The sequence below is a fragment of the Lignipirellula cremea genome (assembly GCF_056501455.1).
Genome location: NZ_CM151415.1, coordinates 3,732,719 through 3,746,384, shown reverse-complemented (window position 1 = coordinate 3,746,384; position 13,666 = coordinate 3,732,719). Strand labels below are relative to the sequence as shown.

Genomic DNA, 13,666 nt, shown 5'->3' with positions numbered 1-13,666 from the left:
CCTGCCTCCTCGCGTTCGCTCCGATGCCGTTCGATCTTCCCGCCGTGCAGCAGGCCCTTCGCGATCGGGGCCTCGACGGCTGGCTCCTGTACGACTTCCGCGGACTGAACCCCCTCGCGCGGAATGTCCTCTCGATCCCGGCCAGCGCCCATACCTCCCGCCGCTGGGCGTACGCGATTCCGGCGCAGGGCCAGCCGAAGAAGCTCAACCAGCAGATCGAGCCGGAGGTTCTGGCTCATCTGCCAGGCGAGCGGAAGCTCTACCGCACCTGGCAGCAGTTCGAGGAAGGCCTCGCCTGGCTGACCGAGGGGCAGCAAGTCGTCGCGATGGAGTACTCCCCCTTCGGCGGCAATCCCTACGTCAGTCGCGTCGACGCCGGCACGATCGAACTGGTCCGTCGGCTGGGGAAGGAGGTCGTCTCCTCCGGCGATCTGATCCAGCTCTTCGAGGCCCTGCTGACCGACGAGCAGCGGGACTCCCACTTCCAGGCCGACCGGGTCACGCAGTCCGCCTTCGAAGTCGCCTGGGACGCGATCGTCTCCGGCGTCAGCGAGCGCGGCAGCATCCGCGAATCGGAGGTGCAGCAGGCGATCCTGGACCACTTCAAGGCGCACGGCTGCGTCACCGAGCACGCGCCGATCATCGGCGAGGGGCCGAACTCCGGCGATCCGCACTACGATCCGAAGCCGGGCTTCGATCGCGAGATCCGCGAGGGAAGTCTCGTGCTGGTCGATCTCTGGTGCAAGCTCGATCGCGAGGGCGCTGTCTTCAGCGACTTGACCAAGATGGGCTACGTAGGCTCCGAGGTTCCGGAAAAGTACGCGACCGTCTTCGGGATCGTCGCCGCCGCGCGGGACGCGGCGATCGAACTCGTGCGGGATCGCTTCGCCCGGGGCGAGACGCTCAAGGGGTGGGAGGTCGATGACGCCGCCCGGAACGTGATCGTCGCCGCCGGCTACGGAGACGCGTTCGTCCACCGCACGGGCCATAGCATCGGCGCCAGCACGCACGGCAACGGCGCCCACATGGATCATCTGGAGACGGTCGAGGATCGTACCGTGATGCCGGGCGCGCTCTTCTCGATCGAGCCAGGCATCTATCTGCCCGAGTTCGGCATCCGCAGCGAGATCAACGTCTTCGTCGATCGCAACTCCCACGTTCACGTCACCGGCGGCGTGCAGCAGGAGATCCTGCCGCTGGGACCCGAAGAATGAGCGGACCGAACCATCCCCGACGCGTTTGGTTTCGCTGGACGCTTTTCAGCGTCCTTGCGGCGACATTGGTATGCGTCGGAAGCGTCGAGGCGGAAAAACCGCTCGAAGACGCCCTGCGGGGAACCGTTCGCATCGCGGAAGGCTCTTCGTCCGCGACGGCGTTCTTCGTCGATCTGGGCGACGATCAGGCCGAACGGAACAGACGCTTCGCCCTCGTCACCGCGGCACACGTCTTTCAGGAAATGGACGGAGCGACCTGCGCGCTGCACTTTCGCGTGGAGACCGAGGAGGGAGGCTTTTCGCGACGCGAGACCGAACTGAAGATTCGCGACGATGACGATCCGCTCTGGGTCCGGCATCCGACCGCCGACGTCGCGGCGATGTTCGTCGAGCTTCCGGAGAATGTCGACGTCGCGCCGTTCGAGATCGACCGAATCGCCAGCGAAGCGCTGTTCGACTCGAAGCGGATTCGCGTCGGCCAGGACGTCTAAGTCCCCTGCTTTCCCGCGAAGGTGGAATCGAACGACGCGGGCTTTCCGATCCTGCGCAAGGGGTCGATCGCGAGCTATCCGCTGAACCGTCCGACCGTGGGCGGCTCGATCCTGATCGACTACTCCCACTTCGGCGGCGACAGCGGCGCGCCCGTCACGGCGATCGTCGACGGCGAACCGATGATCGTCGGCGTCGCCACTGCCATGATCCGGCAGATGAACAAGATCGAGTCGGAGTTCGAAGAGCGGACCACGCACACGCCCCTCGGACTCGCGACCGCAGTGCGGAGCGTCTTGCTTCTCGAGACGCTGGAGAAGCTGAAAGCGTCGGAGTAGCCACGCGCGCCGGTCGTGCCGAGCGCTACAGCGACTCCAGCGTCGCCGGGGTCGGCTTGAAGACCCGGCAGGGACACCCGGGTAGCGCGGCGAGACGTTCCTTCAGCGCGAGGAACGTCTCCTCGTCCGGGTACGTCCCGACGATGGCGCCGCCCGAGCCGGCGAATTTCGCGCTGACGCCGACGGCGCGAGCGGCCTCCACCATCGCGACATGTCGCGGAGGGAGCTTCACCAGCGAGCGCCGCACGTCGAAGTTCTCGTTCATGAGCGCGTGCAGGCGGACGTGGTCGCCGTTCAGAATGGCCGTGCGACCTTCTTCCGCGAAGCGGGCGAACTTCACCATCGCGTCGACGACTTCGCGATCCTTCAGCTCGTACCGCGCCCGCAAGTTGTTGTGGAAGATCTCCGTCGGCTCGCCCGCGTCGGCGGCGAACGCCACGTACAGCGGCGGCGTCCGATCCAGCGGCAGCGGCTCGTACAGCCCGTGCGTCATGCCGTGCAGGAACTTCTGCGACCGGGGATGAAAGTCCATGTAGACCAGTCCGCCGTACGACTGGATCACGCGGTCCTGCAGGCCCGCGGCGATCCGCAGCTCTTCCGTCTCGACGCTCAGAATCAACGTCGGCAAGAGCGGCAGCGGGATCGACACGCCGTAGAACCGCATCAGCGCCCGCATCGTCGCCACGATGATAGCGCTCGAACCGGCGAGGCCGACCGCGCGGGGAATGTTCGACTCGTACCGGACGGAGAACTTCCGATCGTGCAGTTCGTACCCGGCCACGCCCTCCGCGCTCATCCTGCGGCAGAAGTCGAAGAACTTCTTGACCGCCGCCTTCACCAGGCGGATGCCGCCGTAGTAGCCCTGCGTGCGGACGTCCTGGATCAGGCCGTCGATGGAATCGAAGCGGCAGTGGTCCTGCTGGCTGAGGACCAGTTCGAACTCTTCCCACTCGTACAGGATGACCTGCGCGAAGTAGTCGCGAATCAGCAGCGAGATCGTCTTGCCGCCGTAACCGTCCGACGGATTGCCGAGCAGGCCGAGCCTGGCATAACCGTATTCGCGGACGATATCCATAGATCAGCGGGCCGAGCGGCGGACGAGGCGTTGCGAGCGTGGAAGGAGCGAGGAAGAACGTTGCCTCAATCGTCGCCGTGTTCTTCGAGCCAGCGGCGGACGAAGCTTCGCAGGCTCTTCCCCTGCTTGGGATCGGTCAGCGCGAACTCGAGGAAGGCTTCAAAGTAGCTTTCGTAGTTGCCGATATCGAAGCGACGCTCTTCGGGTCCTAGCCGCACGCCCAGAACCTTGCGTCCGCTTTCGATCAGGCGCTGGATCGCGTCGGTGAGCTGAATCTCGCCGTTCTTGCCGGGCGGCAACGAGCGCAGGTGCTCGAAGATCTCGGCATCGAAGACGTACCGTGCGGCGACGGCCAGATCGCTCGGAGCGTCCGCGACGGAGGGCTTCTCCACGATCCGGGCCAGCTCGAAGACGTCCCCCGCTGCGCCCTTCGGCGCCGCGACGCCGTAGCGATCGACTTCGTTCCGCGGAACCTGCTCGAACGCGACGATCGCGCCCGCCTTCTCCTGCACGAAGAGTTCCCGCATCCGGCGGACGATGTCCGACTTCGCATGCAGGCCGATGATGGAATCGCCCAGCGCGACCACGAACGGCTGATCCACGACGAGCGGTTCTGCGCAGCGGATCGCGTCGCCGAGGCCGAGCTGCCGGCGCTGACGCGTGTAGAAGTATTCCATCTTCATCCGCTCGAACGACAGCTCGGCAAGCTGTTCTTCCTTGCCGGTCGTACGAAGCAGCCGCAGCAGCTCGCCGTCTTCGTCGAAGTGGTTCTCGATCTGCGTCTTTCGGGCGCCGGTCACGAACAGCAGCCGCCGGATCCCCGACAGCGCGAGTTCCTCCGCGACGTATTGCACGACGGGCTTGCGTCCGACGGGGAGCATCTCCTTCGGCTGACTTTTCGTCGCCGGCAGCAGACGGGTGCCCAGGCCCGCCACCGGAACCACGGCAAGATCGATCTCGGAATGCGACACGGCGGCGGATATTCAGAAGCGAGGGGACGCAGATTCGACGATTCTAGTCGACTCCACGCTGGACGCGTTTACGCCGTTCCGTCCATCGTCGAACGAGACCGGCGAGGCGTTCCGACCTTGCGGGTTAGGCGGATCGGACGGATCGCGAACGACCTCTCAAAGGCGTCGCAGCACGGGGGCCAGATCACCTGGCGACTTGCGGTACGCGACGAATCCTGGGTGGCGCCGGTTGTCTCAACCGGCGCGGGCGCAGCCCGTCGGTTTCCTTGGAACGAATTTGGCACAAGGTCGCCGTCCTACTTCGAGAAAAAGCTTCGACGAACCCGGCTGCGAGGATTCCGACGCGCCCCGGGGGCCTCCGATCCGCGGAGCGGACGCTGGTTGAGACAACCAGCGCCACCCCAGTCGCAGCGGTTCTCGCATCGATTCGGCGAACGTTCGCGCCGATCGCAAACCGTATAGCACGCACGCCACGCACCGGAGCCGTCGCTCAGCTATGCATCCGGGCGAACGGGTCGCCCTGCTCGATGATCCGCGCTTCTTCGCGCGAAAGTTCGTCCAGCCGGGCGCGGACCTCTTCATCCGAACCGAAGCGTTTGGCGAGTCGGACGTAGGCGCTGTGGTGCCGGGCTTCGCTCTCGAACAGCGAACCGTAAAACTCGGCCAGCTCCCGGTCCTGAATATGTTCCCGCAGTCGCGAGAACCGCTCGCACGACCTCGCCTCGATCAGGCCCGCGACGAGCAGCCGGTCGATCGCGCGTCCCGGCTCTTCCTTGCGGATCAGCGCGTGCAGCCGCTTGCCGTACGAGCTGGGCGGGATGATCCGGAAACGGACCTCTCGTTTTTCGAGCAGGTCGAGCACCTGGCCGAAATGCTCCAGCTCTTCGTTGACGATCTCCGACATCGCGTCGCAGAGCGCCCGGTCGGTGATGTAGTCGTTCAGAAGCTGAAGCGCACAGGCCGCCGCCTTCTTTTCGCAGTGCGCATGATCGATCAGCACGTCGTCGAGATTCTCGTCGACCTGCCGCAGCCAGCGCTCGGACGTATCGGACTGAAGATGAAGCATGGGCATGCGGAGTCGCGGGGGCGAACTCGTCCGAACCGACGGATGACTTCGCCCATGTTAAAATTCGGCGGCGCTTTCCGCGAGGATGCCTCTCCCACGAACCGTTCGCGTCGATGGACGTTCTGTTGCTCGTGCCGACGCGGATGGAACTCGCCCGGCTGGCGCTGCCGCCCGACATTCAGGAGCGGGCGGAGATCTGCGGCTTCGGCCCCGTCGCGGCGGCCGCACGCACGGCGCAGCTTCTCGCACGCGACGGCGCCGATCTGGCGCTGCTGGCCGGGATCGCAGGCGCGTACTACGACGAGCGGATCGTGCCGATCGGTTCGGCGCACTGGTGCGACGCGGTGACGCTCGACGGCGTCGGCGCGGGCGAAGGCGCCGCCTTCATCTCCGTCGAACAGCTCGGCTTTCCGATCGTTCAGGACGACGAAGGCGACTCGATCGGCACGACGCTTCCTGCGCGGACGCTGCATGCGGCCGATACCGAGGGAAACGGGAACGTCTCGCGGATCGCGGCTCTAACGGTCTGCGCGGCGTCGGGCGATGCGGCCCACGCGAAGCGTCGCCGGGAGGCTCACCCCGGGGCGGCGATCGAAGAGATGGAAGGCTACGGCGTCGCTCTCTCCGCGCGACTGTTCGGATCGGAGTTCGCGATGGTCCGCGGCATCTCGAACGTCGCAGGCGACCGGCATGTCAGCGCCTGGCGAATCGACGAGGCGCTGGAGGCGGTACGCCACGAGATCCTGACGTTCTTCCGCTCAATCGACGCCAAGTCTTAGGAAACCTGCGCGTCGTGCCGGCGAACCTCTACCGATCCCTGATTCGACCGCTGCTGTTCCGCATGGATCCGGAGCGGGCGCATGCGCTGACGATCGAAGCCTGTCGCGTCGCGGGACGCCTTCCCCTCGTGCCGGCGTTGCTCGAACGGAGTCTCGCCTGCTCGGCGCCCGAACTCGCCTGCAAGGCGGCGGGCCTTTCGTTCGAACATCCGATCGGCCTGGCGGCAGGCTGGGATAAGAGCGGTCGGGCGCTGCGGATGCTCGAGGCGCTCGGCTTCGGATTCGCGGAGATCGGATCGGTCTCTGCCGACGCATCGACCGGCAATCCCAGGCCTCGCCTGTTCCGCCTGCCGGAGGACGAGGCGATCGTCGTGAACTACGGCCTGCCGAACGACGGCGCCGTAGCGGTCGCCAGCCGCATCGACCGTTATCAGCCGTGCCTGCCGCTCGGTATCAACCTGGTGAACACGAACCGCGGCGCCGACGCTCCTCCTGCCGACGAAGCGACAATTCTCCACGACTTCGAACGGAGCGCCGCCCTGCTGCACGCCCGGGCGGATTACCTGACGCTGAACCTGAGTTGTCCGAATGCCGTCGGCGGAAAGGATCTGTTCGGCGAGCGCGGCCCGCTGACGCGATTGCTGGAACGCCTTCTGGCGCTCGGCGTCGCCTGCCCGGTCTTCCTGAAGCTTCCGCCGGTCGCCGACGACGCGACGCTCGACCGGCTGCTGGAAGAGGTCGATCCGTTCCCGTTCGTCCACGGGTTCGGCTTCAATCTGCCGACGGGAAAGCCGCCCGATCTGAAGCTCTCCACGCCAGAGCGAGTGTGGAAAGCATGGCCGGGCGCCGTCGCGGGCAGGCCGGTCGCCGCCCGAATCGACGATTGCGTGCGACGACTCTATCGCCGCATGCCGCGCGGCCGGTATGCCCTCATCGCGGCAGGCGGAGTCTTCACCGGCGAGGACGCCTACCGCAAGATCCGCCTGGGCGCGTCGCTCGTGCAGATCTACACAGCTCTCGTTTACGAAGGCCCCGGCGTCACCCGGCGCATCGCCGAGGAACTGGCGAGACTTCTGCGCCGCGACGGCTTCGCGAACGTTCACGAAGCCGTGGGCATCGACGCCGGCGCTTCCGACGCTGCCTCCCCTTTCGCATTTCAACGGACCGCTTCGTGACGCGACGACTGAAGATCGGCATCTCCACCTGCCCCAACGACACGTTCGCCTTCCACGCGCTGATGGAGGGGCGGATCGAGACGCCGGGGCTGGAATGGGACTTCGACTATCTCGACGTCGAGCAGCTCAACGAGGGGCTCTTCCGCGGCGAATACGACGTCGCCAAGGGAAGCTTCCACGCGGCTCTGCACCTCTCCGATCGATACGGCGTCTTCGCCTCAGGATCGGCGCTCGGGCACGGCAACGGTCCGCTGCTCCTGGCGACGCCCGATCTCGCGAAGCGATGGCTCGGATCGGTTGCCCGATCGCCGTCGTCGACGATCGAGAGTTCCGACGAACTGCTCGCCCGGCATCTGGCTCTTCGGACGCCGTTGTTCGACGCGGCGCCGCAACTGATCGCGACGCCGTTGCCGGGCTCGGCCCGAACGCTTTGCCCGGGGCGTTACACGACGGCGACGTTCCTGTTCCGGACGGCGTTCCCTGATCTCGATCACCCGAGGCAGGCGGTCTTTTCAGAGATCCTGCCGGCGCTTCGCGACGGCCGCGTCGACCTCGGCGTCTGCATTCACGAGGGACGCTTCACCTGGCACGAGCAGGAACTGGTCTGCATCGCCGATCTCGGCACGCTGTGGCACGCGAAGACGAAGCTGCCCCTTCCGCTCGGCGGCATCTTCGGTCGGCTCGATCTGCCGCCGGAGATCCTGTCCGGCGTGCAGAACGCCATCCGCCGGTCGGTCGAGCACGCCCAGACGCATCGCGAGGAAACGCTCGCCTCGATGCGCCGCTTCGCGCAGGAACTGGACGACGACGTGATCTGGGCTCACGTCGATCTCTACGTGAACGACGCGACGCTCGATCTGGGCGAGGAAGGCGAACGGGCGATCGCCGAAATGAACCGCCTGGCGGTCGCGGCGGGACTCGTCCCTGCCGGTCGGTCGCCGCTGCGGGTTCTTCGCTGAAGCCCTTCTCGCCGCCTGTTTCGGGTAAGATCGGTCTCGAACGAATTTACTGATTATCCGTACACGCATCGACCTCCCGTGTCATCGACGCTCGCGATCCTGTCTCTCGGTCGCAGGCGCTAGCGGAGCGCCGGCGCCGGAACGCTGTCGCGGCTGGTGGAGCATGCGGCGACACGAGTTTCCGATTCTTTGGGATACTCGATCGTCTCGTCGATTCGAGTTTCGACTGAGCGAAAAAGGAACCGACGCATGGCTCGCAACGAGCAACTGATTCGACAGCACAAGATCCTGCAACTGCTGGAGCGGGCCCGCTTCGGCAAGACGCTGCAGGAACTGGTCGACGATCTCGTCGATGACCTGGGCCTGTCGGGCCTGTCCGACCGGACGGTGCGTCGCGATCTGGAGGCCCTCCAGGCGGCGGGCATCGACGTCGATTCGCACGACAGCCAGCGCGGCAAGATCTGGAAGCTCGGCCCCGGCACCAAGGGCGTCCACAAGATCACGGCCTCCGCGACGGAGTTGATCGCCCTCTCGCTCGGACGCGATCTCCTCACGCCGCTGATGGGGACGGTCTTCTGGCAGGGGATCGAAACGTTCTGGAAGAACATCCAGGAAGAGCTGACCGAGCCGGTCTGGGAGCACTACCAGAAATACCGCCAGGTGCTGTACGTCCTCGGCACGCCCGCGAAGACGTATACCGAGCAGCAGGGAATCATCAAGACGATCAATCGGGCGATCCTCGAACACCGCGTCGTGGAGATCGATTATCAGGCGATCGGCAAGCCCCTCGCGACGAAGCTGATCGAGCCCTACGCCGTCGCGCTGTATCAGTCGTCGCTCTACATCATCTGCGGCTATCCGACTCCCGACGGAACGCCCGCGCCGATGGTGAATCTGAAGCTCGACCGGTTCCAGAAGGCGACGGCGCTAGACCAGTGGTACAAGCCGCGGTCGCACGAGGAGATCGACGAGTACGTCCGCTCGCGGCTGGGGATCTTCAGCGCTCCCGAGATGCGGGAATACGTGCTGAAGATTAGCAAGCGCGCGGCGCCCTGGGTGCTCGAAGATCCCTGGCGGGCCGACCAGAAGACAGAGGAATTGCCCGACGGCAGCGTGCTGCTGCGCGTGCAGGCGGGACACGACCTGGAGATCATTCCCAAGGCCCTCGCTCTCGGCGGGGAGGCGGAGATACTGGAACCCGCCTCCTGCCGGGACGCCGCCCGGGAGATGGTCGAGCGAATGCAGGAGATTTACTCGCGTCCCGCGCCGGTCGTTCCCGAATCCGCCCCGGCGCTGGTCGAAGAATCGTCCGCGGGGTAGCGTGACGTCCGACTTCGCGAACCTTTCGTACGACCTCGGACTGCGACCTGCATGGCTCCCTTCACGCATCACATCTTCGTCTGCTGCAATCAGCGAGCGCCGGGGCATACCCGCGGCTGCTGCGATCCCGACGGTTCGCAGCGCCTGCGCGAGGCGTTCAAGCGGGAGATCGAACGCCAGGGTCTGAAGGCCGAGGTCAGGGCCAATTCCGCCGGTTGCCTGGAACAGTGCGAACTGGGCCCGGCGGTCGTGATCTATCCGCAGGCGATCTGGTACGGTCACGTTACGCCGGAGGACGTTCCCCGCATCGTCGAGCGGACGATCCTGCACGGCCAGACGATCGAGGATCTGCACATTCCCGACGAGATGCTGAACACCAAAGGCAAAGGTCCGGCCAAGCCTGCGTGAGAACCGTACCCGGGCAAGCGTTCTCTTCGCTCCCCGTGACGTGACGGCGGCGATGGCGGTTTCTTCAGGGTCGTTCCTCGATTCTCTCGCAGCGACCGGGGATTGTTAGGAAGCGTCGGCGGTTCAAGAATGGCGGAGCCCGGCGCCGCCTGTGACATTAAAGCGGAGAATCGTTGGTCGTCGAAACGATCGAACTCGCGAAACGCTACGGCGACTTCCAGGCTCTGCGAAGTTGCACGCTCTCCGTGCGCGAAGGGGAAGTCTTCGGATTGCTGGGGCCAAACGGCGCCGGCAAGTCGACGTTCCTCAGAATGCTGCTCGGGTTCATTCGCCCCACGAGCGGAACGGCGAAAATCCTCGGTCTCGACTGCGTCACGCAGTCGGTCTCCGTCCGGCGGAAGCTGAGCTACCTGCCCGGCGACGCGCGACTCTATCGCTCCATGCGCGGGAAAGAGTGCCTGAGATTCTTCTCTGGTATGCGGGCGGAGGGGGATTTTTCGCGCGCGAACCAGATCGCGGAAAGGCTCGATCTCGATCTGTCGCGAATGGTCGGGTTCATGTCGACCGGCATGCGGCAAAAACTGGCGCTGACGATCGCCCTGTCGATGAAGGTGCCGCTCATCATGCTGGACGAACCGACGGCGAACCTCGATCCCAACGTTCGCGGCGAGATGCTGGACATCGTTCGCGAGGCGAAGCAGGCAGGTACGACGGTCGTCTTCTCTTCGCACGTCCTGTCTGAAGTGGAAGAAGCCTGCGACCGCGCGGCCATCCTGCGAGCCGGAGAGATCGTTCACGTTCAGTCGATGCCGGAACTCGCCACGCGTCACCGCATCAAGCTCTCCGTCGCCGGTCCCCTCCCCTCGATCCCCGGCGAGTTCGATCCGATTCCGCTACCGACGGAAGGACCGCACAGCCTGGCCTTCGAAACGTCGGTCGAACTGAATCGCGTGCTCCCCTGGCTGGCGACGCTCTCGCCGGACGACGTGCGGGTCGAGCCGGTCGGACTGCATACGGTCTACGAACGCTTTCATCAGCGTAAGAGCGCGATCGCCGGCGCCGCAGCGACCGCAGCATCGGGCGAAGCGGTCGACCTCGCCCAGAGCGGGGCGTCATGATCCACTTCGCGCTGCTGCGAAAGAACGTCCGCGATTCGGCGCTCCTCTGGGGCGGTTGCGCGATCGCCTTGTTCGCGATCAGCTGGATCCGCGTCTGGTTCGTCAGTCGGGTCGAGATGACCCGCTTCCAACAGATCATCGAGCTGCTGCCCAACGACTGGCGCCGGTTTTCGTCGGTCGACTTCGAGTGGCTGATCACCTACACGGGTCGCATCTCGCTGGTCTTCGACGAGCCGGGCGTCGTGCTCTGCCTGTCGATCTGGGCCATCGCCCGCGGGTCGGACGTCGTCAGCGGCGAACTGAACCGCGGCACGATGGAAATGCTCCTCGCGCAGCCGGTCAGCCGGATGCAGATCTTCTTCACGCACGCCCTGGTCACGACGGTCGGCACGGCGCTGCTCGCCGGGCTGACGTTGGCGGGGACGACTGCCGGGATCGAGTCGTTCAGCGTTCAGGAGAAGCGGAACGTCTCGCCGCTGCCGATCCAGCTTCCCTTTCCGACGCCGTTCGACCGGGTCGAGGAGGTCACGATCCCGCTCCGCGACGAAGTCGACCCGACGGACTATTTCGTCGGCGCCCGGAACTTCGCGGCGCTGGGGTTCATGCTGGCCGGCGTCACGGCGGCGGTCTCGGCGTTCGATCGCTATCGCTGGCGGACGCTGGGAATCGTCGTGTCGGCCTACATCGTCTCGCTGATGCTGAAGACCTTCGGCCTGGCGAGCGAAACGACGGAGTGGCTGGGATACTTCTCCGTCTTCAGCGCCTACGAACCGAAGCTGCTGGTGAAGATCGTCTCCGACGCGCCGCAGCTTCTCTGGGCGGTGCGCGTCGATTCGTCGATGGACGGGACGAACGGCCTGGGACCGCTGGGATTCGACGCGATTCTGCTATCGATCGGTCTGGCCGGTTACATAATGGGGGCCTGGCGTTTCCACGTACGCGATCTGCCGGCGCCGATGTAACCCTGGCATCGAGACGTAGCGCCCAGTTTTTCCACGGACGGCTGACGCCCTCCGCTCGCCACTCGACGGACCCGCATGGACAAGCGCGATTTTCTCTCGATCCTGATCTTCATGGCAGGCTCGGACGGCAAGTTCTCGGACGAGGAAGTCCGCCGGCTGCTCTCGTTCGCCGACAAGTCGGGCCTCTCGGCCCAGGACGTGGAACAGGCGCTGGCCGACGCCGCCGATCCGGCCTATCCCTCGCCCAAGCCCGAGACGCCCGAAGAGGCCGAACGCCTGCTCAGCGAACTTCTGAAGATCATGGCCGCCGACGGCGAACTGCACGACATGGAGAAGCTGATCTTCTCCGACCTCGCCGCGAACCTCGGCTTCGACCACGACGAGTTGAAGGACCTGATCGATCGGACGCTGAAGAAGTCGACGTGACTACGTCGTCACGCCCCGGCGTGCCCCGGCTGGCTCGCCCAGCAGCGCAGCGGGCGGCGGTTCGTTCATCTACCTACATCGTCGTATTCCGGGAGACGGCCGTTCGCTTTCGATGCGGCGACTTCGTGACGGATCCTCTCGCAACGTCGAAATCGTTTTCGGGGCTCTGCACGGCTGGACAACCCAGTAGAGGCACGCCGTCCTCTCGCGATTCGAACCCGGATTTCGATCGCCGCCCGCCGGGAGATCGCCGTACAGCCGATCCCGTACCGGAAAGCGCTGGGCTTGCCGAGCGGACGTGCGAAATTCTCTGTGCGGCGCCGCGGGACAAGCGGGCGTTTGGTGACGGTGCAGGGGGCGTGACGCGCTTCGGCGCGATTGGTTATGCTGCGACGCTCCCTGCTGGATCGTCTCTCCCCGCTTGATCGAAGGAACTCGCGATGGCCCTAGTCGTCGAACCGGGCAAGACCCGCATCGGCTGGATCGGAACCGGCGTCATGGGGTCGAGCATGTGCGGCCACCTGATCGCCAAGGGCTTCTCCGCGACGGTTTATAACCGCACGAAAGAAAAGGCGAAGGGCCTGCTCGACCAGGGCGCCAAGTGGGCGGACACTCCGCAGGCGGTCGCGGACGGTTCCGACGTGATCTTCTCGATCGTCGGCTTTCCGGAAGACGTGCGGCGGGTCACGCTGGGCGAGGAGGGGATCCTCGCCGGCTGTCGCGAAGGAGCGATCATCGTCGACATGACGACCAGCCGACCGACGCTGGCCGAGGAGATCGCGAAGGCGGCGAAGGCGAAGGGCGTGCATGCCGTCGACGCGCCCGTCTCGGGCGGCGACGTCGGCGCGAAGGAAGCGCGACTCTCGATCATGATCGGCGGCGACGAGCAGGTCGTCGAAGCGCTGCGTCCCTGCTGGGAGGCGATGGGGAAGACCATCGTCCGCCAGGGGGGCCCCGGCGCCGGTCAGCACGCCAAGATGACCAATCAGATCCTGATCGCGACCGGGATGATCGGCGTCTGCGAAGCGCTGCTGTACGCGCACCGCGCGGGGCTCGACCTGGAGACCGTGCTGCAATCGGTGTCGAGCGGCGCCGCGGGAAGCTGGTCGCTGTCGAACCTGGCGCCCCGGATTCTGAAGGACAACTTCGACCCCGGCTTCATGGTCGAGCACTTCATCAAGGACATGGGCATCGCGCTCGAAGAGGCGAAGCGGATGAACCTGTCGCTGCCGGGTCTCGCGCTGGCGCACCAGCTCTACATCGCCGTGAAGGCCCAGGGCCACGGTCGCCTCGGCACGCACGCCCTGCACCTCGCCCTCGCGACGCTGTCGAACGTCGACTGGAAGGGGCGGAAGAAGTAGTCAGG

General features: G+C 65.6%; 15 protein-coding genes. 12 read left to right on the top strand and 3 right to left on the bottom strand.

The annotated features are described in order from the left end of the window. The first annotated feature begins 23 nt into the window (after positions 1-23). From SH602x_RS14825 to SH602x_RS14815, 3 genes are read left to right on the top strand one after another with little or no spacing between them, the layout of a single operon-like run. Positions 24-1,214, top strand: coding sequence for a M24 family metallopeptidase (locus tag SH602x_RS14825; RefSeq protein ID WP_479473044.1), 1,191 nt, complete (start codon positions 24-26; stop codon positions 1,212-1,214). After that, complete coding sequence (locus SH602x_RS14820; RefSeq protein ID WP_479473043.1) at positions 1,211-1,705, top strand: hypothetical protein; 495 nt, start codon at positions 1,211-1,213, stop codon at positions 1,703-1,705. The genes SH602x_RS14825 and SH602x_RS14820 overlap by 4 nt, the downstream gene beginning before the upstream one ends. 21 nt (positions 1,706-1,726) lie before the next feature. Next, complete coding sequence (locus SH602x_RS14815; RefSeq protein WP_479473042.1) at positions 1,727-2,041, top strand: hypothetical protein; 315 nt, start codon at positions 1,727-1,729, stop codon at positions 2,039-2,041. A 25-nt stretch (positions 2,042-2,066) separates the two neighbouring features. Here the strand turns inward: SH602x_RS14815 and SH602x_RS14810 are convergent, their stop codons facing one another. The 3 genes from SH602x_RS14810 to SH602x_RS14800 all read right to left on the bottom strand — a co-directional run bounded on the left by SH602x_RS14810 (position 2,067) and on the right by SH602x_RS14800 (position 5,159). After that, the gene (locus SH602x_RS14810) at positions 2,067-3,116 is read right to left on the bottom strand and encodes a mevalonate kinase family protein (protein WP_479473041.1); all 1,050 of its coding nucleotides are present in this window, start codon (positions 3,114-3,116) and stop codon (positions 2,067-2,069) included. Between the two features lie 65 nt (positions 3,117-3,181). Next, positions 3,182-4,087 (bottom strand): UTP--glucose-1-phosphate uridylyltransferase, encoded by a 906-nt coding sequence (locus tag SH602x_RS14805; RefSeq protein ID WP_479473040.1) that lies wholly within the window; start codon positions 4,085-4,087, stop codon positions 3,182-3,184. 490 nt (positions 4,088-4,577) lie between these two features. Continuing rightward, positions 4,578-5,159: a MiaE family protein gene (locus SH602x_RS14800; RefSeq protein WP_479473039.1), complete on the bottom strand. Its 582-nt coding sequence runs from the start codon at positions 5,157-5,159 to the stop codon at positions 4,578-4,580. Positions 5,160-5,266: 107 nt separating this feature from the next. On the opposite strand from SH602x_RS14800, the gene mqnB reads away from it, so the two are divergent. From mqnB to SH602x_RS14755, 9 genes are all read left to right on the top strand, one after another. After that, positions 5,267-5,932, top strand: coding sequence for a futalosine hydrolase (mqnB, locus tag SH602x_RS14795; protein WP_479473038.1), 666 nt, complete (start codon positions 5,267-5,269; stop codon positions 5,930-5,932). A gap of 14 nt (positions 5,933-5,946) precedes the next feature. Then, positions 5,947-7,107, top strand: a complete 1,161-nt coding sequence (locus tag SH602x_RS14790; protein WP_479473037.1) for a quinone-dependent dihydroorotate dehydrogenase — start codon at positions 5,947-5,949, stop codon at positions 7,105-7,107. Beyond that, complete coding sequence (locus tag SH602x_RS14785) at positions 7,104-8,066, top strand: 1,4-dihydroxy-6-naphtoate synthase (protein WP_479473036.1); 963 nt, start codon at positions 7,104-7,106, stop codon at positions 8,064-8,066. The genes SH602x_RS14790 and SH602x_RS14785 overlap by 4 nt, the downstream gene beginning before the upstream one ends. A gap of 249 nt (positions 8,067-8,315) precedes the next feature. Further along, on the top strand, positions 8,316-9,386 hold the full coding sequence (locus tag SH602x_RS14780; RefSeq protein ID WP_479473035.1) for a helix-turn-helix transcriptional regulator: 1,071 nt from the start codon (positions 8,316-8,318) through the stop codon (positions 9,384-9,386). Positions 9,387-9,437: 51 nt separating this feature from the next. Next, a complete protein-coding gene (locus tag SH602x_RS14775; RefSeq protein WP_479473034.1) occupies positions 9,438-9,794 on the top strand; it encodes a (2Fe-2S) ferredoxin domain-containing protein in 357 nt (118 codons plus the stop codon). Between the two features lie 173 nt (positions 9,795-9,967). Beyond that, complete coding sequence (locus tag SH602x_RS14770) at positions 9,968-10,912, top strand: ABC transporter ATP-binding protein (protein WP_479473033.1); 945 nt, start codon at positions 9,968-9,970, stop codon at positions 10,910-10,912. Further along, positions 10,909-11,874, top strand: a complete 966-nt coding sequence (locus SH602x_RS14765) for an ABC transporter permease subunit (protein WP_479473032.1) — start codon at positions 10,909-10,911, stop codon at positions 11,872-11,874. Before SH602x_RS14770 ends, SH602x_RS14765 begins: the two co-directional genes overlap by 4 nt. A 75-nt stretch (positions 11,875-11,949) precedes the next feature. Then, complete coding sequence (locus SH602x_RS14760; RefSeq protein ID WP_479473031.1) at positions 11,950-12,300, top strand: TerB family tellurite resistance protein; 351 nt, start codon at positions 11,950-11,952, stop codon at positions 12,298-12,300. Between the two features lie 440 nt (positions 12,301-12,740). Beyond that, positions 12,741-13,661 (top strand): NAD(P)-dependent oxidoreductase, encoded by a 921-nt coding sequence (locus SH602x_RS14755; RefSeq protein ID WP_479473030.1) that lies wholly within the window; start codon positions 12,741-12,743, stop codon positions 13,659-13,661. Positions 13,662-13,666 lie beyond the last annotated feature (5 nt).